This is a genomic window from Listeria grayi DSM 20601, from assembly GCF_000148995.1.
Taxonomy (GTDB): Bacteria; Bacillota; Bacilli; order Lactobacillales; family Listeriaceae; genus Listeria; species Listeria grayi.
Genome location: NZ_GL538355.1, coordinates 1 through 24824 on the forward strand (window position 1 = coordinate 1; position 24824 = coordinate 24824).

Below are 24824 nucleotides of genomic sequence, written 5' to 3' on the forward strand. Positions count from 1 at the left end.
AGGAAGTGCAATCCCTGTCAGCGGCATCAATCCGATTGTCATCGCAATATTTTCAAAGACATTAAAAGCAAAGGTTCTGTTGCAAAGTTCAAAGAAGTAAAATGATTTCTCAACTATTTTCTAATTTTAAGCTGGAACACCCATTAGATTATTTGGTTCTGTTGCAAAGTTTTATTTAACTGATTATTTAGTGTAGAATGGAAGAAACTACACGAGGAGAATAACAATGTCCCATTTTAAAGGTAAACAATTCAAACAGGATATCATCATGGTAGCCGTGGGCTACTACTTAAGATACAATTTGAGCTATCGTGATGTTTCAGAAATCCTTAATGAGCGTGGAATCAAGGTTTGTCACACAACTGTTTATCGATGGGTACAAGAATATGGTTCGATTATTTATTGCCTATGGAAGAAAAGAAATAAGTCTGCTAGCGATTCTTGGAGAATGGATGAAACATATATTAAAGTAAAAGGAAAATGGCATTATTTGTATCGTGCCATCGATTCTACAGGTTTGACATTAGATATTTGGTTGCGAAAGAATCGGGATAAACAGGCGGCCTATGCTTTCTTTAAACGATTAATCAAGCAATTTGGAGAACCTAGAGTTTTTGTAACGGACAAAGCACCTTCGCTAAGCAGTGCGTTCAATCGACTTAAATCTGAAGGTTTATTTTCTAACACTGAACATCGAACGAGTAAATATTTGAATAATATCATTGAACAAGATCATAGGCCTATCAAGAAAAGGCACAAATTATATCAGTCCATAAGGACTGCCTCATCCACAATCAAAGGAATTGAAACTATACATGCTTTATACAAAACTAGCCAAAGAGACTTTTCTCTCTTTGGCTTTTCAGTGATTCATGAAATAAATAATCTAATGGGTGTTCCAGCTTAAAATTAGAAAATAGTTGAGATATCATTTTACTTCTTTGAACTTTGCAACAGAACCGATGTTTTCAATTGCGCCGGTTATGCTTGAACTTTTTGAGGCTGCTTATGGTACTGATTTGTGCTGGCTTTACGAAAAAGATGTTCATATAGGATTTTATGATCTGAATAAGGATAAAGAAGTAGAAATAGAAGAAATTATGCAATCAAAATAAATTGATGTACTGAAAGCACTGGACAGTTTTGTACTATGTTTGATTTAGGCCAAAACTTTTTGTGAAAATTATTTATAAGTAAAAAGAAAGAAATCACTTAATTGGATTTCTTCCTTTTTTATATACTCCAGATGGTTTTAAACTTTAAAAAATAGTAAAGATACCTTTACATTTAGAAATTTTTATTTTATACTCTATGTAAAGGTATCTTTACTTGGAGATGATATAATGAAAGTGTTTAACGTAGTGAAACAATTACGGGAAGATCGAAATCTGTCTCAAAAGGATTTGGCTGAGGCGTTAGAAGTATCAAGACAGACGATACATGCCATTGAAAAGGGAAAATATAATCCCAGTTTAGAACTTAGTTTATGTATAGCTAAGTATTTTGAGACAAGTATAGAAAATATTTTTTACTTGGAGGAGAGATGAAATGAAAAAATATATAATACAAAAATTTTTAATTGTACTAATTACACTAATCTATACAACTTTATTATTTATGATTATTAGTGGAAGGCAGCCATATGAAAACAGTAATCTTTCTATAATAGGTGGTCTAGTGGTATTTATCACTGCATATGTTATTTCAGCGTTGATGACACCTAAAAGCAAGATTTCTAAGCAAGCACAAGAGGAAAATAGAGCTAATGATGAAAGAAATAGGCATCGAAAGAAAAATGTTGCGTATATTTTTCTTTTGATACTCACATTGATAATACCAATTTTATTATTTTTACTGGATAATATGGAGGTTAATGCTATTTCTATCAAATCTATAGCGTCTATTTTTATCGGGTTAGTCATTTTATATAATGCTATACTTTATATTGTGAATAAATTTTAAAAAAGACACCTTCAAAATCCAATTGATTTTGAAGGTGTCTTTTTTTATTTTTTAACAGTGCTCTCAGTAGTTCTTACATAGCCAACTTTTCCATTCTTTTTGTACATGAATTCATCAATTACCTTATACTTATCTTGTTTTTTTGTAGACCATTTATATATTGATTGACGCATATAGTTATATTTTTTGAATAAGGATCCTCCACCTCCTATAACAGTACCTACTACAGAAGCAATCGTTGTTTGGGCAATTTTACTTACAACCCCTCCGGCTGCTAAAAATGCCAAGTCATAAATAGTGTTCGCAGCAGATAATTTTACAGTTTTTTTACCAACAAATTTGTATTTTGAACCACCACCATCAACAGGTGCGTTTGAAAAAACTTGGATTGGAGGAAGAGCAGACCCTTGATCTAGTAATGTGGTATCTAAAGCAGGTGTTTCATCATCAGAAGTTAAATTTTCTCCTGAAGGAAGAGCGCTATCATCAGTAACAGTCTGTTCATTTTCTTCTGCAAATACTGAAATGGTAGCAGACAAAGGGGTCAAGAATACAGCAATTGCTACAGTAAAGATTAAAAATTTGAATACGTTTTCTTTTTTCAAGTGCATAATTTCATCTCCTTAGTTAGTATGCTCTAATTTTAATCAATCCAAACGGGCAAGTCAATTGTTTTTTCAGAATAATTACAAATGTTACAAAAAATTACCTTCATAGGAAAAAAGTGGAAGAAATATACCTTGAACGAACTATAAGTTGAGTATATTGCAGTAAAATTCTCTCTTTTTTACATAATTCACTTGCTAAATAGAACATTTGTTTGTATAATTTAATACATAAATAGAACGTTTGTTCTTGTTGGAGGAGGTCATTTCAATGACTTATCGAGATCGAGGCATGCAAAAATGGCAGGGCATGATTCTATCTGAACATACAGAACAACTAGAACAAGCAAAAAGAAAGTTATCCTGGCTACCGCGGCAAAGTGAAGAATGCCTGGTAGAAATTTTAAGCTACGCTGTTACAAAGCAGCATGCTATAACGATTCAACGACTAACAAAGGATGAAAACGGATCTCCCCTTCCCTTTGTCGTGGGGAGAATCGCTGGTGTGGAAGATGATCGAATTTATATGAGAGATATGGCCGGCGAGATCAATGTGTTGACATTTGACGATATTAATCATATTTCAGAAGGGACAATAGAAAAATGGTACAGGTAGAAGATTACACCCACGTCCCCTCTCGTGATATTCTTTGTGTCGATGTGAAGTCGTTTTTTGCCAGTGTGGAATGTGTTAAGCGTGGTTTAGATCCACTACAGGCTTTTCTTGTCGTCATGAGTAATGCAGATCGTGCTGGAGGATTAGTGCTTGCAGCAAGTCCACAAATGAAAAAAGTTTTCCGAATCAAGACAGGATCTAGAAAATTTGAAGTGCCAGAGGACGATCCTCGCATTGTTATTGCTCCCCCACGCATGAAGTTGTACTTACATGTAAATGAGCTCATCCAGAAAATCTTCCTTCGATATGTATCCAGGGAAGATTTTCATGTCTATTCTATCGACGAAGCCTTTTTGGATGTGACACATAGTAAAAAACTATTTGGATCAGCGGAAGTCATCGCGAAAAAGATCCAAGCAGATATTTTAAAGGAGTTAAGACTGTATGTCACAGTTGGCGTTGGGGACAATCCCCTATTGGCCAAGTTAGCGTTAGATAATGCAGCTAAACATCAAAAATCAGGTATTGCGGAGTGGCGATATAAAGATGTACCGGAAACTGTATGGAAGATCCGTCCAGTAACTGATTTTTGGGGAATTGGAAAAAGGACAGCTTTTCAGCTAGAGCGAATGGGGATTTATAGTATATATGGATTGAGCCAGATGCCCCCTTCTTATCTCAAAAAACGATTAGGTATCATTGGAGAGCAACTTTATTATCATGCGCATGGGATCGATTATAGCCGTCTGTCAGAAAAGTATAAGCCACTTGAGAAGTCGTATGGAAAGAGCCAAATCCTAGAAAAGGATTACCATGATCCGGAACAGATCGCCGTGATTATTCAAGAAATGGTGGAAGAAGTAGCGATGCGCCTACGCAATCATCATGTTGATACCAGCGTCATTCATCTAAGCGCCGGCTACAGCCGATATTCCACTCGGAACGGTTTTAGCCACCAAAAAAAGATAATGGCAACCGACAGTAGCAAGGAGCTTGTCCCCTACTTCTTAGAAATGTTTTGGAAGTATCAGGAAAATGATGCGGTGCGATCAGTTGCGGTTAGTTGTGGTGGCATCAAAAGAAAAACATCGATGCAGCTGAGCGTATTTGAAGACTATACAAAAACGCTCCAGCAAGAACAGCTAGAGCGTACGATTGATAAGATTCGTGATCGTTATGGTTTTAAAGCATTGATGCATGCTAATAGTTTGATCGATGGTGCTACCGGGTTGAAACGATCTGGCCTTGTAGGTGGACACAAGGGTTAAATTTAATCTACAAATAGATACATCTACATATCTACATATCTACATGGATACATGTAGATATGTTTATTTCCTTTTCTTTTGATAAATAGCTACAATCGTGCGAAGTTCTCTTTTTTCATCAGAAGTCAAAGTAGCTTCATGTTCATCAATTAGTACATCAAGTAACTCATCCACAGAATTTAAACCTTTGAGTGTTACAAGAGCATTGATTCTATCCTTATTTCTATAGCTGAGGCGAGTTGTAGTAGACTTTTCAGCTATTTTATTTTGCACAGTTGCTTTTGGTTCTTCTTCGACTGCTGCAAAAATACTATTTCTTGAAAATGATGAACTAGGTTCGATTTGTTTGTTTCGTTCAATAGTTTTAGGTGATTTGCTTAGTAAATTCCTTTTTTTATCATTACCCATTACTCATTAGCCTCCAAATCACTTAATCTTTGTAAAAACTCAGTTGTAACTTCTTTATAAAGTTTAGTTACCCTCTTATCATGCATATCAGCACCATCATCGATTGAAGGGTCAATAATTCCAGTGAGGTCATATCTTTTTAGTCTTTCCATGTTTTTTACTAGCGTATTAAACAAGTTCTCTTCTCCAAAACTTTTTTTCGCGTTCTCCAAAGTGGAAATATCAACTGCAGCGTTATTTTTTAAGAGTACAGGTAACACTCCAAGTATGTCAAAATTCGCTTTGTATATATCAATAAGTTCTTGAAGATACTTAATATATGCTTCTGCACCTACCAGGCTTCTTTCATGTGTTTGTAAGACTATTATAGTATAGTCACTACCATAGAGAGCAGAATCTGTATACAACGATAGTGTCGGTGGAACATCTATTAGTATAAAATCGAATTCATCCCTTAGGGGATCTATTAATTTTGATAAATAAGAAATCCTATCTAATTGGCTATTAGGGAATTTTTTTTCAAGGAATAAAGGATAAGAAGTAAAATCTGCAAAACTAGGTAATAAGAACAAGTTAGTTTTGATATTTAAAACTATTTCTTCAATAGATCCTTCAGAAATAGCTGTCATTAGAGTTTTATCAAAAGTTACAATATTGTCTTCTAGCCGCTGCTTAGTAAGTAGATATAGTGACGTTGCATTTGCTTGCGGATCCAAATCAATAAGTAATGTCTTTTTACCTTGTCTTGCAAGTTCATTTCCTATCATTGCACTATTGGTAGTTTTACCAGTTCCTCCCTTGAAGTTACCGAATGTTATTACTTTAGCTTTAGACATTTTTCTCGCTCCTTTTTATCTACAAATCTACATGTAGACTTAATATGATTTAAACTTATCACATTTATACCAATAGTTCAAGTGATATTTTTTCAAATAGTCTACAAATCTACAAAATTACAAATATACATGTAACCAAGAATACAAATATATTAATCTACAAAATTACAAATCTACAAATCTACATCTATCGTGATAAAAAACCCCACCGCTGTGATTGTTTACAACTGTATATCTACATGTATATTAAAATACAAATATACAAATATGCAAGTATACTTGTATATTTGTAGATTTGTATACGTTAGTAAAAAGTATCTCTTAAATCTTTTGTTTTTCTAGTTTACAAAAAAACAAACTTGTTGTACAGTAAACTCAAATAAAAAAAAAGGAATCGCCATGAAAAAAGTACGACCAATACTTTTTTCATGTAACTCACCATCTTCCAGATGAATGAGTTTACACGAACCCTTCTTTGCTATAATATTCGATTGTTTATCTAAAAAAAATTATAGCATAAGTAGGCTTATTTAACAATGCTTTTAACCGCATTTTATCTAAGGTTTTTAACGTTTCGTGGCGATAACTTGGCTACGAAACGTTTGTTGTTTTCTGACAAACTTTCTAATTGGCGAAGTTTGTCTTTTTTTATTGGCAAAATCGTGCGGATAAAAAACGGGAAAGGAGACCTCCTTATGCTAGTGAACGATGCAATTTATACGTACTCCGCGGTGATCAACACAGTGGTGCACGAGGGATTAACTGCTTATCGTAAAAAAAATAGTCACGGCGTGATGGCCGTGCGTGATCACTTTGCAACGATCGAAGCAGCCAGTGTAAACCGGAAGGGCGTTCAATTTGTGGTTCGAGAGAAAAGCCACCTGCAAACGTCACGCGGCGTGCGCGGCTTTATCGTGACCAGCCAAGAAGCCTTGATCGCGGAAGCAGATCGGATCAGTCACTGGACACCGAATACATACCGAGTTGGTACTTACTCGGACCGAAATCGAAAATACATAAAAGGACACGAAGAAAAGAACTTACAACAAATCAACACGTTTGTGATCGATATCGATACGCAAAAAGTCGACGTGGCAAAAATGATCACGGCATCGATGCGTGTCTTGAATCAAACACCTACGTTCATCTTGAAAACCGATCACGGCTTTCAAATGTACTTCGTACTAGAAACACCTAGCTTTGTTAGTAATGCGAATCAATTTAAATCGTTAAAAATCGCCAAAAGAATTTCGCAAAACGTCAAATATGCGTTTGCGGAAGAGTTGCCAGCTGTCGATATTGGCTGCAATGACTTTGGTTTCTTTCGCGCGCCAAATACGCAGAATATAGCCTTTTTAAACCTAGAAAGTCAATTCGATTTCCATGAAATGATGGAATGGTCGAAAAGTTACAGTGATCAAAAACGGCGTTCGGTGCTTTCTTTGGTACCGGAATCTTCAACTGCAGTCTTTGATGCGACCAAACAAGAATGGTTTTCCATCATGGCGAATCTAAAAAATGTACGTGGACGCAAAGGCCAATACGGCCGAAATAACGTTGCATTTACCCTAGCGTTAGCTTGTTATGCGTCCGGTAAAAGTAAGCAAGAAGCGACAGATTTGCTTGATCAGTTCAATGACACGCTGGATGCACCATTGCGATTTAGGGAAATCGAAACATGTATTCGTAATGCATACTCGGGAAGATACCAGGGCGCAAATGCTGAAAAAATCAGCGATATCTTGCAGACGTATTGGAAATCTGAATACGAAATCAAGGGCTACACGCCATTTATCTTTGATGAAGTAGGTAAGGTTAAACCTCAATTCTTTAGAAAGCACAGGAAGAGTAGGGAAGAACGTACGTATTCGCATTTTAGCGAATGGGAAAAGGACTTAGAATGTTACATCGAGTCACAGCTGTTATCCGGACAAACTTTTTTAGAACGTTCGCAGCGCTCGGTCGCTGAAGCATTAAAAATGCCTTATGCGACGCTAAAAAAAATACTGAAGCAATCGGATCGTATTATTAGCAGAGTGAACGGGAAGGGGAGAGCTGCCCAAACCCTTTTTTCTACAGTGGCCATCGTTGTGGAGCAAGCGATACGACACGCTCTGACAAAGAAAGCGGCAGAAAAAGAAGCGTACATGGAATTTTTAGCAAGCTTTACGGATGCGGCACGACATGTGATTACATTGATCGAATCTACTGGTAAGTTATCGGAGGCATATAAGCCACCTGTGAGTTTGATTGGAAATGGGGATCGTACTGTCCAGCTGTCATTAAACCTACTGGGGAATGTCTACCGAAGGCGTAATAGCAACGATTATAGACGAAGTAGTTAGTTTTTAAAATAATGGGCTCAATTGCCAATTACTTATCTCTAGTTACTAGGGCTGTTACCTTTGACTGTTCGCTGTTGTTATATCTCTTTATTTAACTTGGTACAACGTTTCTAAGTTTGTTGGCTTGTATAATTATATTTGTGAGTTAGGAAAATTAAAAAAGTCTCGTGGGTTTACGCTAATAGATCTTTAAGTTTTGGATTTGTTATTTTTTTAAAAAACGGAGTTTGTGTCTATTTAAGCAACAATGAAAAGGGCTTTCATTGTTATTGTAAAAGAATTTACACCTAATAATATACTTTTGAATTAGAGGTTATTTTTTTAAAAAATAATTGAAATTAACTTTAAATTGTGCTATAATAATCACAAAGGTGGTATGTATTTTTATTGCCTTTGAGATACGCTTTGTGGAAAGCATTTAGCTTTGAACGGGAGAAATTTTCTGAAATTAGTTCTTGACTTTCAAAAGAATTGCGATTAAAGTTAGGGCAGACATGAGCGTTAAGCTCTTATATGGTGCGTAAAATGCAAAAAAGGGCAAACCACCTAAAACCTTGAGAAAGTTTTAGATGGCATAGCTCGACTACAGATTTAAACCGTTACTGTAGATCGAACCTCTTGCCCCTTATGTTGCACGACTAGCGTACAACTACTCTAATATATCATAAAATGACGATATCGACCATTGTTTTTGGATTATTTTGTATTAATTGTGAATTTAAAAACATGGGATTGAAGCTTATGATGGGTTAGTGAGTTGTGGCAGTTGTGTAATTAAGGGAGGAGTCAATGATCTTCGGGTCGTTGACTCCTTTTTTGTTTTTATAAGAGCCAGCTTATGCCAATTACATATTTTATTTGGAGGGATTCATTTGGGAAAAGTACAAATAATGCCTAAAGAGTTGACATCGGAAGAACTTGCATCGCTTGATTATGAAGTTTATGTAAAATTATTCGATCAATCTACTTATTCTTTAAAGAATGGGATAGCACTTAGCTTACTTACTCAAAAAGAACATCCTGTATCCGCACTATATAACTTAATAAAAAATATCAAAGGGAAAGACAAACAAATTTTAGCGAAAAGAAAAAGCAAGTTTACGAAGCTTTTGAAGACGAGTGCTTTTTATGACCAATCGCCCTATATCCCTAGAAAACGAACTAAGAATCATTTTCCTATGGTAGATCAGCGACAACGTATACATCCGTTAAATGATTTGAAACACTATCAGAAATCACTCAAGGCAAGCAGAGCTAAAACAGTTAGCGTACCTTTGCAAGATCTTCCTTTTGAAAGCCTGGAAAAGTGCAGAGAGTATTTGATTGCGCATGGTTGTGAAACAGTTTTATTTTATGCTACCAAGCAAGGTTTTTCTGTAGTAGCTGATCCATCAACTCCTTTAGAAGCGTTGTTGTAAAGGTTTGATTATCTATTCACGTTTGTCAGTAAGTGAAGGACTGACAAAGCAGCTGATGAATTTTTAATAGCTTATCAGTAAGCGTATAAAAGGGATGCCTCCCCTCCAGCATATAACCGCGCGACCAATATGTTTGGAATGAAAATGTTCTTTTCCTGTTGCGAGAAACGTACTTTTACACATTGTGGTGATGTGGAAAGCGTAGTAGACAAACAGGTACCGTTAACAAGCGCACATTAGCAGATACACTTCAAGTGTATACTCGGCTGCTATAGGGTTCCGTGAGTATCGACTGCCACAAACTCACAGTTGCGAAACAGATTGCTTTTTATCTGGAGTAGAGACGAGGCAAGGTTCCAAGATCAACGATATTGGGAGAATAACGGAGAATCCCAGTTGATCTAATGTTCTTACTTTCTGCGAGATGGTAGACAGAGAGTACCGTGACATTGCTCGATTTTCGATTAGCCAACGAATTTTACACCAATTAAACTAGTAAAATGCTAAAGGGAATACTCGGCGAGCATAGAGTTTGTAGGGGAACGACTGCTAAAAACCTACTTTAGGAACCATTCTTCATTTATTTATTGATAAACGTGAGTAGATATCAACGTTCAGAAAGGGGAATACACATGAAAAATTATTGGAAGAGATCACTTTATTATTTTAGATTTGGACCAGTCTTTTTTTGGAAGTATTTAAAAGGCTATCGTTTTTACATCATTTGGGAGAAAAAACTTTTGCGGATCGATGGCTATCTAGATAAACATCGCCATTGTATCTGTACCGATGTGGAAACTAGATGGAGAAGGCTTGCTATTGAACATACAAATGATAGTAAGGATTCCACGAAATGGATTGTTCTTGCAAATCAAAAGTTGGTTTTCTATAAGAAGTCGAATGAAAAGCAGTTGCTTCAGCAAACAATCGAGAAGGGCTGGGAATTTTAGGATATTTGAATCAAAATATGTTTCGAGTGAGTGAAAAATTTTGATCAGATACTTTCTATTTACATAAAAGTTGCTTGTTAAAACACAAAAATCTATACTTAAAGTGGGGAATTAAAACAGAAGGGAAGAAAGGGATATGAAAAAGAAAATTTCTATCATCGTTATCCTTGCAATCGCAGTTATCGCGGTGGCCTTCGGATCTATCGGTTATCAGCAGCATGTTGAAGCAGCAAACCGAGCAGCCGTTCAAAAGAAAGAGAATAAGGTGAAAAAGCAGGTCGAAGCATTATACCTCGATCCAACCGAAAAAAAGTTAGCGAAGCAGCTGACGAAGGAACAAATAAACAAAGCCAATCACGCTTTATCCTCCTTATCCGATAAGGAGCTGAAAAAGCAGCTGCAGGTAAAAGTAGATGATGTCAAAGACATGTATGCGGCAGAACAATCACTCACTACTTTATTAGATTCCAAATCGGTATTAAAGAATAAGGTTTCAGACGTGCAGTTTAAAAAAGTGAAACAGCTAATAGATAAGGTCCATTCGAGCAAAAAAGTATTCAAGCAATCGCTACATAAACGCTATCAAGCAGCCGAAAAACAATACAAGCAGATCGAACAACTGAAAATAGCGATCCCAAAAGCTTCTACTAAGTCCAACGTGGATTACAAAAAATATACAAAACAAGTAAAAACAGTATCAAACAAGCAGGCAAAACAAGCTTTAAATAAATCTTTGCAAGCATTGAAAAAGAAAATCGATCACTATCAAGCAGAGCAATTGAAAAAAGAACAAGCAGCAAAGGAGAAAGAAGCACAACAACAAGCAGCTTCTTCTAAGCAACAAGTAGTTACATCAACACCAAGTTCACAGAATGGTGATAACTCTTCAAATGCTGGCTCTGGAGCTAAAAACAGCAACAGCAGCACGCCAAAAGGCGGTTCTTCAAATACTACGTCGAAAGGAACTTCTAAACCAAGTAGTGGGAAGAATAACAGCAACGATAAACAATATATGAGTCAAATAAATGGTATTATGGGCAATATAAATAAAGGAAATACTACTAAAAATGGTAGCGGAGATAATGGTACAGGTAATAGTTGGGATTCATACAAAGTAAATGATAAATAAGACAGCCATTGCGGCTGTCTTTTTTTGTTGGAGTGATAAATTATGTTGCAAAATGATTTAAAAGTGTCTATTACTAACGTTGCTTCTACTGCAGCAAAGAATATCGCAAAGGCAATGAACATGAAACAACCAGAGCTACACAGATTTACCGTTATCCATCGGGATAACCTTAGCATAATACTTATTAATTATCCGATTCAGCATTTGGAGTATAACTATATTGGCTACATGGTTCGTTCTTTTGAAGCGGATGAAATAGAGGAGTTGATTATTATTACATCGGATATCCGTTTTATCCAAGATTCCATGCTTTGGAAGCAGTTGCTTCAGCAAACAATCGAGAAGGGCTGGGAATTTTAGGATATTTGAATCAAAATATGCTTCGAGTGAGTGAAAAATTTTGATCAGATACTTTCTATTTACATAAAAGTTGCTTGTTAAAACACAAAAATCTATACTTAAATTGGGGAATTAAAATAGAAGGGAAGAAAGGGATATGAAAAAGAAAATTTCTATCATCGTTATCCTTGCAATCGCAGTTATCGCGGTGGCCTTCGGATCTATCGGTTATCAGCAGCATGTTGAAGCAGCAAACCGAGCAGCCGTTCAAAAGAAAGAGAATAAGGTGAAAAAGCAGGTCGAAGCATTATACCTTGATCCAACCGAAAAAAAGTTAGCGAAGCAGCTGACGAAGGAACAAATAAACAAAGCCAATCACGCTTTATCCTCCTTATCCAATAAGCAGCTGAAAAAGCAACTACAAGTAAAAATAGATGATGTCAAAGACATGTATTCGGCAGAACAATCAATCACTACTTTATTAGATTCCAAATCGGTATTAAAGAATAAGGTTTCAGACGTGCAGTTTAAAAAAGTGAAACAGCTAATAGATCAGGTCCATTCGAGCAAAAAAGTATTCAAGCAATCGCTACATAAACGCTATCAAGCAGCTGAAAAACAATACAAGCAGATCGAACAACTGAAAATAGCGATCCAAAAAGCTTCTACTAAGTCCAACGTGGATTACAAAAAATATACACAACAAGTAAAAACAGTATCAAACAAGCAGGCAAAACAAGCTTTAAATAAGTCTTTGAAAGCATTGAAAAAGAAAATCGATCACTATCAAGCAGAGCAATTGAAAAAAGAACAAATAGCAAAAGAGAAAGAAGCACAACAACAAGTAGCTTCTTCTAAGCAACAAGTAGTTACATCAACACCAAGTTCACAAAATGGTGATAACTCTTCAAATGCTGGCTCTGGAGCTAGAAACAGCAACAGCAGCACGCCAAAAGGCGGTTCTTCAAATACTACGTCGAAAGGAACTTCTAAACCAAGTAGTGGGAAGAATAACAGCAATCAGGGATCTGTTAATGATTTCGTAAACGATTGGAATAAAGGCGCATATAATCCTACAGGCAGTGGAGAGATAGATAAGGGTGGTAACACTTATATTGAATATGGAAAATAATTTTAAAGACAGCCGCAATGGCTGTCTTTTTTTGTTGGAGTGATAAATTATGTTGCAAAATGATTTAAAAGTGTCTATTACTAACATTGCTTCTACTGCAGCAAAGAATATCGCAAAGGTAATGAATGTGGAACAACCAGAGTCACACATATTTAACGTTATTAATAGGGATAAATTGACAGTAATGTTTATTAATTCTCCGGTTCATCATTTGCAAGGAAAATATATTAGTGCCTTCTTTCGTCATTCTAATGTAAATGAAATGGAGGAGTTGATTATTATTACGTCGGACATCCGTTTTATTCAAGATTCCATGCTTTGGATCGAGTTGAATAAATTTTTAGAGGAAGAAAATCTACAAAATATACAAAAAGAGTATGAAGAAGAACTTGTTACTATAAAATCAAAAGGATGATGTTTAAATGAATATATCTAGCTGGGTGGGAAAACGAATTACTGTGGAAGAACAAGATATGAAGTTGATTCAGGATCCAAAATTAATTGCAGTCAAACGGCGAACTCTTAAAAAGAAAGCACACATTTATATAGGGGAGACTGTGGACAATGATGATACTTGTAATTGACTTAGTAATAGCAATATTGTTACTAGTTAGTCTTATGCTTATAGGTATATTTTTTGTGATTATTGCTGATGCTATACGTGGTGACAAAGATGGTTTTTCTTGGAAGTGGAATGTAGGAAGTTCTATTTTATTGATACTGTCAATTGTTGGGGTTATTTATCTTTGGAATCTAGACAATTCGATAAGAAAGGATCTCCCTAAAAAATGGATTTCTGTAAAAGTGGAAAAATTACCGGATAAAGAGAAAGGATTTTCCAGTAAAGACCTCATGATCAATCATCGTGAGCAAAACCCATATGTGGTTTATGAAAATGTGAAGTCTCCAAAATTAATTAAAGAAGAACTAGTTTATACAAACAGTGTACCAACTCTAAACGGTTTCCTAAAACAACGATTGAAGATTGTACTTCCAAAGAACTACGATACTGATAAAAGATCATGATGAGGAAGAGGTGAAATGTGATGGATGAAAAAGAAAGCACATTGATTCAGGTATTCATTGGAGTTATTTCTGGAATGGTTTTGCTTAGTTTTGTCTGGCTCATGAGTTTTTTATTACCTGATGGTAATTTTAATATATTTGGACATCAAAAAATACAGATGATTGGCTTTATAGTAACCATATTGGGATTCATACATCTAACCTATATTATTTGGATTGCTATATTTCATATCGCTGGGAGGAAGAAAATACTTGTATACTGTGTAGTCATGACCCTCCTCTTTTTTGGATGTAGTCAATTAATTATGAGTCAGGGATATATCGGTGGAGTAGTCATTGGCTGTATAGTAGGAGTCTTTATTGCTGGAACTGCTGGTCTTAAAGGATTAGATAGATAAAACGTTAAAAACCTGTAGACGAGCTAAAAGCTAGTCCTTTTATTAAACGATGAAGAACATAAGGACTATCCCAATGGCTAGTCCTTTTTTTGGAGATAAAAAGGAGGAGGTTGAGTGTGTGTTAATTATTGATAAAATTCAAAACTATATTTTGCGTCGAAAACAAGTCATACATGAAAAAAAGATTCTTGCCATTTTCCATACTTTTTGTCTACAAGAACTACTCTTACAATATAAAGCAGGAATCTCTAAACAAGACGAGGCGGTAGTTCATGAGGCATTCATTACTTTAGAGAATATTGGGAAAATATGGGCAGGTAATATAGTATATGATAAACGCTATTTTGAAGGAATTATAAACTATTCGAAACAACTTACTAGGGAAGAGAAGCAAAATCGTTATCTACGAGATTGTCACTGGGAAGCATATGTGATACAAATAATAGTACCAAAGACTTTCTATATAGAAAAAACAGCTTGGTAGAAAAGAGATAAATATGGAAATAAAGAAGCGTGTAAAATCAATCTTCACGAACAAAAAAAGTTCAAATTATGATCTATTAGAAGGAGTTCAGGAACACGTAAAAAAAATAATGACTCAGGATAGGATAAGAAATGATGTTTTGCATCCGGCATTTATATACCTTAGAGCAATTACAAACATGATTAATTTTCAGCAACATCAAAAAGCAATAGTAGGTTATGACTCTCCTGATTACGATGACATATGTAAAGGTCTTACGGCAGGGATAGATCAATATAGTGAGGAAATAAGGATCATAAATTTACAAAAGGAAGATTACTTTAAATTCAAACTTAGAAACAGTCCAATCATAACCCCTATATGGAATTTCAATCGAATTTCTACGAATATTGCTTGTATTGGTGAAAATTATATGAGGATGGATGGGAAGCCTAACTCTTTTATGGAAAATGAGTCTAATCACAGGATTATGTATCTTTATCCGCTAGGAATTGCTGTTATGATGAATGGAAATCACTCCGTGTATTCAGGCTTGTTGAAAGGAGAAGGAGAAGTCACTATCACCCAAATGATTGATTTAACCCCATTGGTACTTAACTGTTCATTCCATCATAAAAAGGGTGTATATTCTAATGGTTACACACCAGTGTATTTCGAGCTAGGTATGTTATTTGAGCTAGGAAAGATTTTTCAACAGAATAAACAGATTTTTCCATTCCATGTTAAGAAATACATCAAACAATAATGATAGTAGACTAGCCGGTGAGCTAGTCCTTTTTTTATGGAATAAAAAGGGGAGATCCTGGCTATTCCACTGAATGAACACAGAGGAGGTGTTGAGCTTGATTGTGTAACTGTTTCTCGTCCCTTTTGTCAAACCAATACAATGAAAAGGAGCAAATTATGGGAAATTATGATGTAAGTTATGCGCACCGTCTTCACAAGCGGACGCACACTCGGCTTTTCCGTTTCGCAATGACGCTAGCGATCAGTACGCTTATCGCAACCCCGTTTCTCGTCCCTCATTCCGTTAGCGCGGCACAATCCACTTCCACGAAAGGAACGGCCGCGGTTAAAGCTGGTGATCTGACGGCAAACTTTGCTGGGAATGTGATCGGTTCTTTTAGTGATACGATTGATCTTTCCACCAATAAGAGTGGCAGTATCACCGCAAAACTCAATAATCTAACGGTACAAGATAGTACAGGAACAGGTCGTGGTTACGATGTTGTATTATCGGCCACTCAATTAAAAGAAGTGACGCCAACTGGAGGATTCAAAGCTGGGACAACAGCTAAAACTCTTCCAACGAAGTCACTTCAATTGAATGTTGCTGGATCGGAGCTGCAAGTAGCTTCGAATACGACATCCGTCAAGCCTACTCTCCAAACCGGCAATAAAACGGTGGATGGCGACTCTGTTACTATTTTAAAGGCTGGGAAGAACGCTGGTCAAGGGCAATTTGATTATTCCTTTTCGGATCAATCGTTGACGCTTTTCTATGATCCAGCAACAACGCCTGCTGATCCAGTGAACTATCCGAGTCAAGATACACCTTATGAGACGACTGTTACGGTTGCTGTGGTACAAGGACCTCAAAATTAAACGGAGGTGCTCTTCAATGAAGCAATTTAGGAACAAGCACGTATTTTCTTGCGTGCTTGTTTTTCTTTTACTGATTTCTGGATTTGGAGAAATCGCAAAGGCTGCAGAAACACCAACGCGTGATCTCGCCGTGACCCCTCTCTTTTCCAGTCATCAAAAGAAAAACGTGACCAATTATTTTTCCGTTTCTGGAACAGGAAAGCAAACTTTTCAGGCGCGTGTAACGAATACAAGCAAGCATACCAAAACGATCCAGATCGAATTAACCGATGCCATCAGCACACAAACTGGTATTCAATATACGAAGGCCACCAAAGCACAAATCAAACCGGCGTATGCCTTAACCAGTTACAGTAAGCACCCAAAACAAACGGTGACACTACAGCCAAGTGCGTCGAAGATCGTCAGCGTATCGGCCACGATCCCCAAAGACCTGGAAGGAACGATTTTAGGCGGCATTCACTATTATGAGGTAAGCAAAAACAAATCCTCTAAGACAGAGGGAAGCAACCACGTGTCGGTGCACGTGCATTACCAGCGCGACTATGTGCTTGCTGTTGCCATACACGCTAGCCCACAAAAAGCAAAAGATGCGTTTTATTTTCAAGATGCGAGTTATTTAGTCTATCCTTCCGGCAGTGTCGTGAAAACAATCTTTACGAATGAAGCGCCTGCTATCACAGGAGCTAAGCAATTTACCTATCGCGTGACCAAACGTGGCCGAGATACTACCTTGTTTCAAGGAAGCAGTAGTGAAATGAAAGCTGCGCCAATGACGACTGGTTATTTTGAATTCTCTTGGGGCGCAAAACGTGTGCGCCCAGGAAACTATACGATCCATTTTTATGAGAATAAGAAGGAAGTTGCTTTTCGAGATTTTACGATTCCAGCTGCGAAAGTAGAACAGCTTGCCAAGCAAAATAATCAACCGATTGCGGACATCACGCCGTGGTGGGTCATCGTTCTTTATATGATCGCCGGTGCTGTGGTGGCGTTGCTTCTTTTCTATATCAGCAAAAAAGTGAAAGCGAAACAAGCCAAAAAAAACGAGTAGGAGGCGAAAAAAATGCGAATAGGCTGGCCAGTAATCAAATCGATTGTACTTGTATGGATGACCTTCGTTATTTTCACTCCCACAAGTGTCTTTGCGGCAAATGGAGGGGATTGGGTCAAGGCGAACTGGGAGAACTATCCCGACAATACGGGGCAATGGACGGTACTGACACGTAATAAGGTAACCAGTATCGGAAGTACCCAAAATGTCAAATGGACTGGATTTCTCAATACAAAAGCCCTGAAAACGGTCGATGCCACCTTCGAGTATGATTTTGTCCATGATGATCCCAATAATAAAGATACCGACAATGATATGATCGGCTGGACGTTCCGGCATACGAGTTCGACCAATAATTTTAATGACATCACGAAACAAAGCTTCTACTATGTGACGTTCCGTGGACCATATGATGGCGACGGTACCGCACCAAGCCGTTCAGGAGTCTTTAAAAATGCGTCTGGCTTAGAACCTCGCTCCAATAACGATACGGACAATTCCACGCCTGCTGTTGGCGAAGGAAGGAATGATTTTAAGCTTCTTCAAGGAATCAGCCTGATCTGGGCGGATAAAAAAACGTATCATGTGAAAATCACTGTCAAAGATGAAGCAGCTGGTACCCGAATACAAGTATGGGTGGATGGTAAAAGTTATGCCAATGTATTAGATAAAGATCCCTTGCCGATTGGTGGTTATGGCCCATACACTTACAGTCAAGCACACGCTTATTTTTCGAACATCGAGATAAACGGTGCATCGTTTTTGAATACACCTCCTGTTTTCACAAGAAGTAGCCCAGCAGATAATACCGTTTTTCGAAATAATCAAGCGATCCCGATCAAAGGGACGATGTCGGATAGCGATGCGACCGGAACGATCGCCGCTTATTATGCGATCGACAACCCGGACGCCAAACAAGTGATCCAAACTGCAGCAAGTACCGGAAAAAATGTTGCGGTAAGTGGGCAAGTTCCGGTCGCCACCGTCCAAAACTTAAAGCTAGGGAAGCATACGCTGTATGTCTGGTCAGAAGATAGTGAAAAAGCAGTGTCGGACAAGGTAGCCATTCCGATCGTGATCAAAGATGGACAACTAGCGATCAATTGGCAAGGAAGCAGCTTTTCCTTTTCCACGATCGATCTAACCACGGGAAAAGACGGCCAAGTAACCACTACCTTACCAAAACTACTTCTACAGGATGGAACTGATAGCAATAAAGGATATAGCGTAAGCATCCAAGCAACTCCTTTGAAAGAAGTAACACCAAAAAATGGGTATGTGACCGGCACGAGTGCACGTAGCTTTCCTTCTGGTACGTTACAGCTGAAGACAACCGGTAAAGAAGCAATCACGCTTGGAGATCAAGGAACGAAAGATAACCAGCCGAACATCCCTGCAGGCAACTATACGATTGATGCCGCACCGGTGACAGTTATTCCGGGGAAAGCTAACGCAGGATCAGGTATTTATACCGTATCCTTCATCGCGAATAGCCTTTCCCTCAACTATCAGTTGAAAAACGTGTTTGCCGATCCCTACAATTATCCAAACCAAGAGACACCCTATGAAACCACCGTAACAGCAACCATCGTACAAGGCCCATAAATGTAGAAAGGAGGAGTGAGAAGATGATAGTAGCAAGAAAATGGCCATTGGCTCTCTTTTTAGTGATTGTAACTATGTTTGTATTTTTTCAACCCAAGCCGGTTGCAGCAGCTACTGCAGAAGCTTGGGGTCCCTATTCATGGACTGATCCTGGAGGAGCAACTCATACTACTGCATTAATAAAGATTAATGGCGTAATAACATATTGCATTAATCCGGATTTACCAGCCCCTTATGGGGGGCATAACTATAATGAAGGTGAATCTCAATATGGACCAGGTGATAAGGCAATTCTCTACTATGGTTATGGAGGAGAAGGGAATCAACTAGGGAATTCAATAGAGGACTATATAAAAACCTATGTAGCCATTAATAATTGGAAAACTGGTAAAAAGACTCAATCCACTTATTCTAATAAAGATCCAAAGGTTTGGAAATTAATTCAACATGCAATTAAAGAAGACGCGCCTAACTATGATTTGAAATTTTCTAAAACTAGCTTAAATAGCAAGGTTAGCGATAATATGCAAAAGTCCGAAACAAACAAATTGGTAGGTAATGGTTCCACAGAAATAGTAGTTCCCTCAAAAGTTACTATATATGTAAATGGTGAGAAAAAAGGGTCTGGGAAAAAAGTGAAAATAGAATCTGGAGACGCTTTTTACTTTACTGCTAATCTAGAATATGATGAAGATTTTGATACTGGAAATCTAAATGGTAAAAGAAAAGAATTGGCTACCCTATTATATCTTCCCAATAATAGTAACTATCAACGATTATTAAGTCCAGAAATCAAGTTTGACCCTATTAAACAAGCAGGTTTTAAAGTTCACTTTGAAGCTAGACAAAGTAAGATCATAGTGGAACATCGGGATAAGTACGATGATGCTTTGTTGGAGAAATCTTCGTCCGATAAAACGATCGGAACAACGTATACCTATAAACCAAAGACCAAAATTACGAAGGGATCTAACAGCTACGTTCCTACATCCATGAAAGAAAAGACTGGGACTGTTGGAACCAAAGATAAAACGATTATTTTTTACTACAATTTACAACGTGAAATCAAAATAGAACACCGGGACGCACGCGATGATCGGTTGATAAAGACTGAGAAATATACGAAGCTACGCGGCCAATCCTATTCTTACGGGCCAAAGAAAGACTTGAAAAAAGACAGTTACACGTATCGACCAACAAGTACTAGTAAAAAAACCGGGACGGTTGGAAAAAATAATGTGACGCTTACTTTCTATTATGATGTTCCGTTAGTAAAAGTAGCGCTAGAAAAACTACAAATCTATACGGCACTTTCTATCAAAGGGCTGCCAGTAAAAGTAAACCTAGCCAAAACCCTGATCTATAAAAATGCGACCAAAGGCATGACCACGGCTGACCTTACGATTGGCTTATATCAAGGGAAAACGAAACTGGATAGAGTGACGTATAGTGCGCAAAAACTACCGAAGAAAGCAACCTTTACGATTAAAAAAGGACTGGCAGTGAATCAGCATTTACCGTATACGATCAAGTTAGAAGGATTTAGTAAACATGATTTTGATGTAGTAAGTACGGCAAAGCAGCTCACTACACAAGGATACACAAGCTCGGAAGAGGTAGTGGAACCTAATGCTGCTAAAAAAACCAAAGTAGATGTGAAGCGCGTGATCATGACGGAAATCACACCAACAACGAAGATGAAAAGCTACTACGAGCGTTTTGTGTTGGAAAAAGCGAAGATCCAGGCGATGAAAACCGGGTACGGCTTTGAAAATAATGTAGCCCTTACGTACAGCAACGAGTTAGCACAAACAAAGACATTTAAGCCCTTTACCTTCGCCACACCGAAAAAACTCATAGACAGCTTTGTAGAGGCGAAAACAAAGGGTGCTTCTTCCGTCTTAACTATGGTGGAAGAAAGCAACAAAACCATGACAGCAGATGGAGTGACAACGACATCGATTCGGTACCAGCTGCCACATATCCAAGTAGAACGCCAAACTGGCTATCTATTTTCCGATGAACAAGTAAAAGCAAAAGACAAACGGATTAAATATGGACTTCGTGATGGTGGAAATAAGTTCTATTTACCGATTTGGATGGATCTTGGCAAGTACGATACGACCACAGCTACTGGAAAACTTGGGACACATGCGATTCAAGTGAATTGGAAAGATCAGGTCAATGTAGAAGCTTTCATGTATGTAGCAATGGACTCAAAAACGAAAGCAAAAGATGAAATTTTGTTAAAACCAATTAATGCAGACGATCCATTTCCTGAAGGATTACCTAAGGGATGGAGCAAAGCGGATGTCAAATGGCTTGGCAAGTAAGTGAGGCGATAGTGTGAAAGGTTATATCAGTATCTGTATTATCCTTTTTGTTAGTGCATTCCTATTGCTGGGGATATTTCACTATGCGATAGAGGATTACAAGCATAAATCTGTTGTTTTAACAGCAACGGAGTCTGCCAGAGCGGCAAGTATAGAAAATGTAGACAAATCGTTGCGTGTTTCTAACGGAGAGGTAATACTATCTACCGATAATTTTGAGAAAGATTTTAAACGATTATTTGCAAAAAACACGAATATCGTTTTAAAAGACCCATCTTATACTTTTGATTATTTAAAGGAAAAAGATAGCGATAGTCTTAAAGCGGTACGCGTAAAGATCAAGAATGATGGGGTAAGCTATCAGGCGACCCTTGTTTCGGATATCGAAACAAATAAGGAGGAAAAGAAGTAATGCAAGCAATGACTGTAGATCCACATGCTTTTGTTAGTTCAGAGGTCATCGATAGTATTTCGCAAGATCTCATAAAAAAGCACTCTGAACTTTATCTACAAGCGTTCACGGACGAAGAAGCCAGAGAAGTACTACGAGAACTGATTGCTGCTGAACATGCCAGTGTTTTAAATGAGGATCATTTGATTGACTATTGTATTCAAGAAATGGTGGGGCTGGGCATCATTGAGGCGATTATCCAGGACGAGAGCGTAACAGATATACGTTTTAACGGAACGGAATTGATTATTAAGACCAATGAACGCAAATATGTATATGAAGCCATTGAAGTCACGGAAGATTATATCATCAAGATCATCCAAAAGTTTGCGAACGCTGTGCAAAAAGAATTTACTACAAAATCGCCTATACTCAGTGCAGAATTTAAAAACTTACGAATTAATGCCATTCATAAGGATATCAGTTCTTATGGAACGGCAATGGCTTTGCGTGTAACGCGTCCGCATTTAGCGTTGAATGAAACTAATTTTAGCAGTTTTGCCCCTAAGCCGATAGAACGTTTCTTGCAGGCAGCTGCGCAAGCAAAATCAAATATAATCATTTCTGGAGAAACTGGAACGGGTAAAACGGAATTGCAAAAATTTTTAATCCAATCGATTGGCTTTCAAAACAATATCATCATGATCGAAGATACGAATGAAAGTCATGTAAAAACGATGTTTTCTGAAAAAGATATTACTTCCTTATTAACCTCTGAAACGATTGGTATTGATAAATTAGTGCAACAAGCATTACGACAAGATGCAGATTATATCATCGTGAGTGAGACACGTGGGAGTGAAGCGTATCAGATGCTGCAAGGTGTTTTATCTGGTCACGCTGTCATTACAACGCTACATGCAAGAAATGCAAATGCGATTCGAACGCGATTTATCAATATGTGTCGTATGGAGTACACCTTTGATGAAACAGTGTTAAGTGAAGATTTTGACAGAGAATTTCAATTAGGTATTCATATCAAGGCTGCCACAATAGATGGCAAAGTACATCGCTATTTAGATGAAGTGATTGAATTTCGACCAAATGGGGCGAACATCACACTTTACAAACAAACCTTAGATGCAGAAGGAAATTTGAAAATCAAAACAATAAATCCGTATAGTGAAGAACTTCAGGAACACTTCAACGAGGGGCGTATCGATTATCATAATAACTTTACAAAAGAGCTAAGAACAGCTTGTCCTTCTGAATGATGTTTCTCAGAAAAAAAAAAGGAGGCTTGAGCGTCCATGAAACGGAAAACCTATACGATTGATGAGTTAAACGCTTATAAGACTGCTTACGACAAGCCGATTGTTCGACAAGATATTATCACTATCATGAGTAAACCTTTTATTTTCACATTTCTATTTGCGTACATCGTTTACTTTAATTGGTGGATCAGTTTGATCTATGCTGGAATAGCAGCCTTTTATGCCTATCGCGTGTTATTACCGGGACAAATCAAACGGGTGTATGTCGAGAAAAGTTTTATTGAAAGACATAATATGATCAACCATATTACGCAAATATTAACCAATGAAGAAGAAACCGTTTTGAGTGCATTGGCGCAAGTCACGGATGGGGCAAACGGAAAGTTTAAGGAGGATCTCTTAAAATTGCGTCTGCAGCTTTCAGGAGCAAATGATAGTCAGATTCTCCGTGCATTTAAGGAGTTTGAAGACGCTTATCAAGAAGATAAGATTTTTCAAATGTATGTCAACCAATTAACGACCACTATGATAGAAGGTCGTACCAATGTAGATACACTCAAAAATCTAAAATCTTACCATAATACATTAAAGAAAATGCAAGATGGTTTTTTTGCAGAAAAATTGCATTTACATCGAAAACTTATGGGCATGATTCAAGGTGGAGCTATTTTAATTGGTGCTATTATTGTTGGTCTTGGATGGCAGCAATTTATTGACCAGTATGCACATACGTTGATAGGGATTGTTTTTTCTACGGTGTACATGTTTGCCATTGGAATAGCGATTCATCGTCATAACCTTCTCATGCAAGACGATAAAGTAATGGAGGTGAGGGTGTGATGGGAAAACAAAAAGAAGCACTACTTCAGGAAGAACGCCCATATGGTTCTAGTTTCTGGGTAAGAATTGCTGAAAAAAATCTGTTCACCATGCTTATAGAAATGGAACAAATACCACCTTTTGAGACAAAGGAAGAACAGATCCACTATTTAATTAACTTGCAGCGAAAGAGAGTTTTCAAAGGGATTTTACTCCTTCTGATCGGTGTTCTTGGGGCCATTTTTATAAACAAATGGTTATTACTCGCTTTTTTTGTCCTAGCATGTCTTTTTTACAGAATGGACTACACAAAAGTGGTTAAAACATACAAGTATTGGAAGTTCGAAAAGCAAATTGAATTTCTTAAATTTATTCGCTTACTCATTCCAATTTTGTTAGAAAAGAAAACCTCTCTTTATCTCGCCATGAATAAAATGCTTCATCGACTAGATGAGGATAGTAAGTATATCAAAGATGAAATAGAACGCTTCTTGATCGCCTTGAACCAGCAACCAAATAGTATCGAACCATTTATAAACTTTGCGAAAAGAGCCTCTGGTACTGAAGAGGCTCTTTTAATGTTGCGAACACTTTTTGCGTATCAGCAAAAATCAAATGATCCAACGATTATTAAGGAGTTAGGCGAACTTTCCAATGAGCAATTGATGGGAGGGGTCGATGAGATTATTCGATTTAAAACGAAGCGATTCGGGATCTATCCTTCGCTAACGTTAGCATCGATTTTTTTCATCGTTATTGGCTATACCATTGCGATGCTTCTTCATGGCATGCAGGCCATTCATTTATAAGAAGAAATAGATTTGAAA

The 24824-nt window shown here is 37.3% G+C and carries 27 protein-coding genes and 2 pseudogenes; 25 read left to right on the forward strand and 4 right to left on the reverse strand.

Annotated features, from left to right (window positions below):
• Nucleotides 1-75 (reverse strand): annotated as a pseudogene (locus HMPREF0556_RS13645) (hypothetical protein); the annotation flags it as partial.
• A gap of 151 nt (nucleotides 76-226) precedes the next feature.
• Here HMPREF0556_RS13645 and HMPREF0556_RS12540 point away from each other — a divergent pair.
• The 4 genes and pseudogenes from HMPREF0556_RS12540 to HMPREF0556_RS12555 all read left to right on the forward strand — a co-directional run bounded on the left by HMPREF0556_RS12540 (nucleotide 227) and on the right by HMPREF0556_RS12555 (nucleotide 1962).
• Nucleotides 227-907: an IS6 family transposase gene (locus HMPREF0556_RS12540; protein WP_003759224.1), complete on the forward strand. Its 681-nt coding sequence runs from the start codon at nucleotides 227-229 to the stop codon at nucleotides 905-907.
• Nucleotides 908-929: 22 nt separating this feature from the next.
• A pseudogene (locus HMPREF0556_RS13465) lies at nucleotides 930-1115 on the forward strand (DUF2185 domain-containing protein); the annotation flags it as partial.
• 228 nt (nucleotides 1116-1343) lie between these two features.
• On the forward strand, nucleotides 1344-1547 hold the full coding sequence (locus tag HMPREF0556_RS12550) for a helix-turn-helix transcriptional regulator (protein ID WP_003759228.1): 204 nt from the start codon (nucleotides 1344-1346) through the stop codon (nucleotides 1545-1547).
• A gap of 1 nt (nucleotide 1548) precedes the next feature.
• Complete coding sequence (locus tag HMPREF0556_RS12555) at nucleotides 1549-1962, forward strand: hypothetical protein (protein ID WP_003759230.1); 414 nt, start codon at nucleotides 1549-1551, stop codon at nucleotides 1960-1962.
• Between the two features lie 44 nt (nucleotides 1963-2006).
• On the opposite strand, the gene HMPREF0556_RS12560 is transcribed toward HMPREF0556_RS12555, so the two are convergent.
• Nucleotides 2007-2573: a hypothetical protein gene (locus tag HMPREF0556_RS12560; RefSeq protein ID WP_003759232.1), complete on the reverse strand. Its 567-nt coding sequence runs from the start codon at nucleotides 2571-2573 to the stop codon at nucleotides 2007-2009.
• Nucleotides 2574-2838: 265 nt separating this feature from the next.
• Between HMPREF0556_RS12560 and HMPREF0556_RS12565 the strand changes: the two genes are divergently transcribed.
• Together HMPREF0556_RS12565 and HMPREF0556_RS12570 are read left to right on the forward strand one after the other, a co-directional pair.
• The gene (locus tag HMPREF0556_RS12565; protein ID WP_003759236.1) at nucleotides 2839-3183 is read left to right on the forward strand and encodes a hypothetical protein; all 345 of its coding nucleotides are present in this window, start codon (nucleotides 2839-2841) and stop codon (nucleotides 3181-3183) included.
• The gene (locus HMPREF0556_RS12570) at nucleotides 3171-4451 is read left to right on the forward strand and encodes a Y-family DNA polymerase (RefSeq protein ID WP_003759238.1); all 1281 of its coding nucleotides are present in this window, start codon (nucleotides 3171-3173) and stop codon (nucleotides 4449-4451) included. Before HMPREF0556_RS12565 ends, HMPREF0556_RS12570 begins: the two co-directional genes overlap by 13 nt.
• A 63-nt stretch (nucleotides 4452-4514) precedes the next feature.
• Here the strand turns inward: HMPREF0556_RS12570 and HMPREF0556_RS12575 are convergent, their stop codons facing one another.
• Nucleotides 4515-4859 (reverse strand): hypothetical protein, encoded by a 345-nt coding sequence (locus HMPREF0556_RS12575; RefSeq protein ID WP_003759240.1) that lies wholly within the window; start codon nucleotides 4857-4859, stop codon nucleotides 4515-4517.
• A complete protein-coding gene (locus HMPREF0556_RS12580; RefSeq protein ID WP_003759241.1) occupies nucleotides 4859-5695 on the reverse strand; it encodes a ParA family protein in 837 nt (278 codons plus the stop codon). Before HMPREF0556_RS12580 ends, HMPREF0556_RS12575 begins: the two co-directional genes overlap by 1 nt.
• A 695-nt stretch (nucleotides 5696-6390) precedes the next feature.
• On the opposite strand from HMPREF0556_RS12580, the gene HMPREF0556_RS12585 reads away from it, so the two are divergent.
• From HMPREF0556_RS12585 to HMPREF0556_RS12675, 19 genes are all read left to right on the forward strand, one after another.
• Complete coding sequence (locus HMPREF0556_RS12585; RefSeq protein ID WP_040486955.1) at nucleotides 6391-8040, forward strand: primase C-terminal domain-containing protein; 1650 nt, start codon at nucleotides 6391-6393, stop codon at nucleotides 8038-8040.
• Nucleotides 8041-8912: 872 nt separating this feature from the next.
• Nucleotides 8913-9458 carry a hypothetical protein gene (locus tag HMPREF0556_RS12590; RefSeq protein ID WP_013315191.1) on the forward strand — a complete coding sequence of 182 codons (546 nt, stop codon included), beginning with the start codon at nucleotides 8913-8915 and terminating at the stop codon, nucleotides 9456-9458.
• 632 nt (nucleotides 9459-10090) lie between these two features.
• A complete protein-coding gene (locus HMPREF0556_RS12595; protein ID WP_003759248.1) occupies nucleotides 10091-10408 on the forward strand; it encodes a hypothetical protein in 318 nt (105 codons plus the stop codon).
• Nucleotides 10409-10544: 136 nt separating this feature from the next.
• Nucleotides 10545-11537: an AAA family ATPase gene (locus HMPREF0556_RS12600; protein WP_003759250.1), complete on the forward strand. Its 993-nt coding sequence runs from the start codon at nucleotides 10545-10547 to the stop codon at nucleotides 11535-11537.
• A 42-nt stretch (nucleotides 11538-11579) separates the two neighbouring features.
• On the forward strand, nucleotides 11580-11897 hold the full coding sequence (locus HMPREF0556_RS12605) for a hypothetical protein (RefSeq protein WP_003759252.1): 318 nt from the start codon (nucleotides 11580-11582) through the stop codon (nucleotides 11895-11897).
• Between the two features lie 136 nt (nucleotides 11898-12033).
• Nucleotides 12034-13008 (forward strand): hypothetical protein, encoded by a 975-nt coding sequence (locus HMPREF0556_RS12610; RefSeq protein WP_003759254.1) that lies wholly within the window; start codon nucleotides 12034-12036, stop codon nucleotides 13006-13008.
• A gap of 49 nt (nucleotides 13009-13057) precedes the next feature.
• Nucleotides 13058-13423 carry a hypothetical protein gene (locus tag HMPREF0556_RS12615; RefSeq protein WP_003759257.1) on the forward strand — a complete coding sequence of 122 codons (366 nt, stop codon included), beginning with the start codon at nucleotides 13058-13060 and terminating at the stop codon, nucleotides 13421-13423.
• 149 nt (nucleotides 13424-13572) lie between these two features.
• The gene (locus HMPREF0556_RS12620; protein ID WP_040486957.1) at nucleotides 13573-14034 is read left to right on the forward strand and encodes a hypothetical protein; all 462 of its coding nucleotides are present in this window, start codon (nucleotides 13573-13575) and stop codon (nucleotides 14032-14034) included.
• A 20-nt stretch (nucleotides 14035-14054) separates the two neighbouring features.
• Nucleotides 14055-14432 carry a hypothetical protein gene (locus tag HMPREF0556_RS12625; protein ID WP_003759262.1) on the forward strand — a complete coding sequence of 126 codons (378 nt, stop codon included), beginning with the start codon at nucleotides 14055-14057 and terminating at the stop codon, nucleotides 14430-14432.
• Between the two features lie 118 nt (nucleotides 14433-14550).
• Complete coding sequence (locus tag HMPREF0556_RS12630; RefSeq protein ID WP_013315193.1) at nucleotides 14551-14916, forward strand: hypothetical protein; 366 nt, start codon at nucleotides 14551-14553, stop codon at nucleotides 14914-14916.
• Nucleotides 14917-14929: 13 nt separating this feature from the next.
• Complete coding sequence (locus HMPREF0556_RS12635; RefSeq protein ID WP_003759266.1) at nucleotides 14930-15661, forward strand: DUF6710 family protein; 732 nt, start codon at nucleotides 14930-14932, stop codon at nucleotides 15659-15661.
• Nucleotides 15662-15819: 158 nt separating this feature from the next.
• On the forward strand, nucleotides 15820-16521 hold the full coding sequence (locus tag HMPREF0556_RS12640; protein WP_003759268.1) for a WxL domain-containing protein: 702 nt from the start codon (nucleotides 15820-15822) through the stop codon (nucleotides 16519-16521).
• A 16-nt stretch (nucleotides 16522-16537) separates the two neighbouring features.
• A complete protein-coding gene (locus HMPREF0556_RS12645) occupies nucleotides 16538-17575 on the forward strand; it encodes a WxL protein peptidoglycan domain-containing protein (RefSeq protein ID WP_003759269.1) in 1038 nt (345 codons plus the stop codon).
• Nucleotides 17576-17587: 12 nt separating this feature from the next.
• Entirely contained in the window at nucleotides 17588-19180 is a 1593-nt protein-coding gene (locus tag HMPREF0556_RS12650) for a hypothetical protein (protein ID WP_003759271.1), read from the forward strand.
• Nucleotides 19181-19203: 23 nt separating this feature from the next.
• A complete protein-coding gene (locus HMPREF0556_RS12655) occupies nucleotides 19204-21513 on the forward strand; it encodes a thioester domain-containing protein (protein ID WP_003759274.1) in 2310 nt (769 codons plus the stop codon).
• Nucleotides 21514-21526: 13 nt separating this feature from the next.
• On the forward strand, nucleotides 21527-21925 hold the full coding sequence (locus HMPREF0556_RS12660) for a hypothetical protein (protein ID WP_003725233.1): 399 nt from the start codon (nucleotides 21527-21529) through the stop codon (nucleotides 21923-21925).
• Nucleotides 21925-23178, forward strand: a complete 1254-nt coding sequence (locus tag HMPREF0556_RS12665; protein ID WP_003725234.1) for an ATPase, T2SS/T4P/T4SS family — start codon at nucleotides 21925-21927, stop codon at nucleotides 23176-23178. Before HMPREF0556_RS12660 ends, HMPREF0556_RS12665 begins: the two co-directional genes overlap by 1 nt.
• A gap of 36 nt (nucleotides 23179-23214) precedes the next feature.
• Nucleotides 23215-24018 carry a hypothetical protein gene (locus HMPREF0556_RS12670; RefSeq protein ID WP_003725235.1) on the forward strand — a complete coding sequence of 268 codons (804 nt, stop codon included), beginning with the start codon at nucleotides 23215-23217 and terminating at the stop codon, nucleotides 24016-24018.
• Nucleotides 24018-24806 (forward strand): hypothetical protein, encoded by a 789-nt coding sequence (locus HMPREF0556_RS12675; protein ID WP_003759280.1) that lies wholly within the window; start codon nucleotides 24018-24020, stop codon nucleotides 24804-24806. Before HMPREF0556_RS12670 ends, HMPREF0556_RS12675 begins: the two co-directional genes overlap by 1 nt.
• Nucleotides 24807-24824: the final 18 nt, after the last annotated feature.

Bases quoted from the DNA above. Each gene is read 5' to 3' on its own strand.
- HMPREF0556_RS12540 (WP_003759224.1), top strand. From the start codon at position 227: ATGTCCCATTTTAAAGGTAAACAATTCAAACAGGATATCATCATGGTA.
- HMPREF0556_RS12550 (WP_003759228.1), top strand. From the start codon at position 1,344: ATGAAAGTGTTTAACGTAGTGAAACAATTACGGGAAGATCGAAATCTG.
- HMPREF0556_RS12555 (WP_003759230.1), top strand. From the start codon at position 1,549: ATGAAAAAATATATAATACAAAAATTTTTAATTGTACTAATTACACTA.
- HMPREF0556_RS12560 (WP_003759232.1), bottom strand. From the start codon at position 2,573: ATGCACTTGAAAAAAGAAAACGTATTCAAATTTTTAATCTTTACTGTA.
- HMPREF0556_RS12565 (WP_003759236.1), top strand. From the start codon at position 2,839: ATGACTTATCGAGATCGAGGCATGCAAAAATGGCAGGGCATGATTCTA.
- HMPREF0556_RS12570 (WP_003759238.1), top strand. From the start codon at position 3,171: ATGGTACAGGTAGAAGATTACACCCACGTCCCCTCTCGTGATATTCTT.
- HMPREF0556_RS12575 (WP_003759240.1), bottom strand. From the start codon at position 4,859: ATGGGTAATGATAAAAAAAGGAATTTACTAAGCAAATCACCTAAAACT.
- HMPREF0556_RS12580 (WP_003759241.1), bottom strand. From the start codon at position 5,695: ATGTCTAAAGCTAAAGTAATAACATTCGGTAACTTCAAGGGAGGAACT.
- HMPREF0556_RS12585 (WP_040486955.1), top strand. From the start codon at position 6,391: ATGCTAGTGAACGATGCAATTTATACGTACTCCGCGGTGATCAACACA.
- HMPREF0556_RS12595 (WP_003759248.1), top strand. From the start codon at position 10,091: ATGAAAAATTATTGGAAGAGATCACTTTATTATTTTAGATTTGGACCA.
- HMPREF0556_RS12600 (WP_003759250.1), top strand. From the start codon at position 10,545: ATGAAAAAGAAAATTTCTATCATCGTTATCCTTGCAATCGCAGTTATC.
- HMPREF0556_RS12605 (WP_003759252.1), top strand. From the start codon at position 11,580: ATGTTGCAAAATGATTTAAAAGTGTCTATTACTAACGTTGCTTCTACT.
- HMPREF0556_RS12610 (WP_003759254.1), top strand. From the start codon at position 12,034: ATGAAAAAGAAAATTTCTATCATCGTTATCCTTGCAATCGCAGTTATC.
- HMPREF0556_RS12615 (WP_003759257.1), top strand. From the start codon at position 13,058: ATGTTGCAAAATGATTTAAAAGTGTCTATTACTAACATTGCTTCTACT.
- HMPREF0556_RS12620 (WP_040486957.1), top strand. From the start codon at position 13,573: ATGATGATACTTGTAATTGACTTAGTAATAGCAATATTGTTACTAGTT.
- HMPREF0556_RS12625 (WP_003759262.1), top strand. From the start codon at position 14,055: ATGGATGAAAAAGAAAGCACATTGATTCAGGTATTCATTGGAGTTATT.
- HMPREF0556_RS12635 (WP_003759266.1), top strand. From the start codon at position 14,930: ATGGAAATAAAGAAGCGTGTAAAATCAATCTTCACGAACAAAAAAAGT.
- HMPREF0556_RS12640 (WP_003759268.1), top strand. From the start codon at position 15,820: ATGGGAAATTATGATGTAAGTTATGCGCACCGTCTTCACAAGCGGACG.
- HMPREF0556_RS12645 (WP_003759269.1), top strand. From the start codon at position 16,538: ATGAAGCAATTTAGGAACAAGCACGTATTTTCTTGCGTGCTTGTTTTT.
- HMPREF0556_RS12650 (WP_003759271.1), top strand. From the start codon at position 17,588: ATGCGAATAGGCTGGCCAGTAATCAAATCGATTGTACTTGTATGGATG.
- HMPREF0556_RS12655 (WP_003759274.1), top strand. From the start codon at position 19,204: ATGATAGTAGCAAGAAAATGGCCATTGGCTCTCTTTTTAGTGATTGTA.
- HMPREF0556_RS12665 (WP_003725234.1), top strand. From the start codon at position 21,925: ATGCAAGCAATGACTGTAGATCCACATGCTTTTGTTAGTTCAGAGGTC.
- HMPREF0556_RS12670 (WP_003725235.1), top strand. From the start codon at position 23,215: ATGAAACGGAAAACCTATACGATTGATGAGTTAAACGCTTATAAGACT.
- HMPREF0556_RS12675 (WP_003759280.1), top strand. From the start codon at position 24,018: ATGGGAAAACAAAAAGAAGCACTACTTCAGGAAGAACGCCCATATGGT.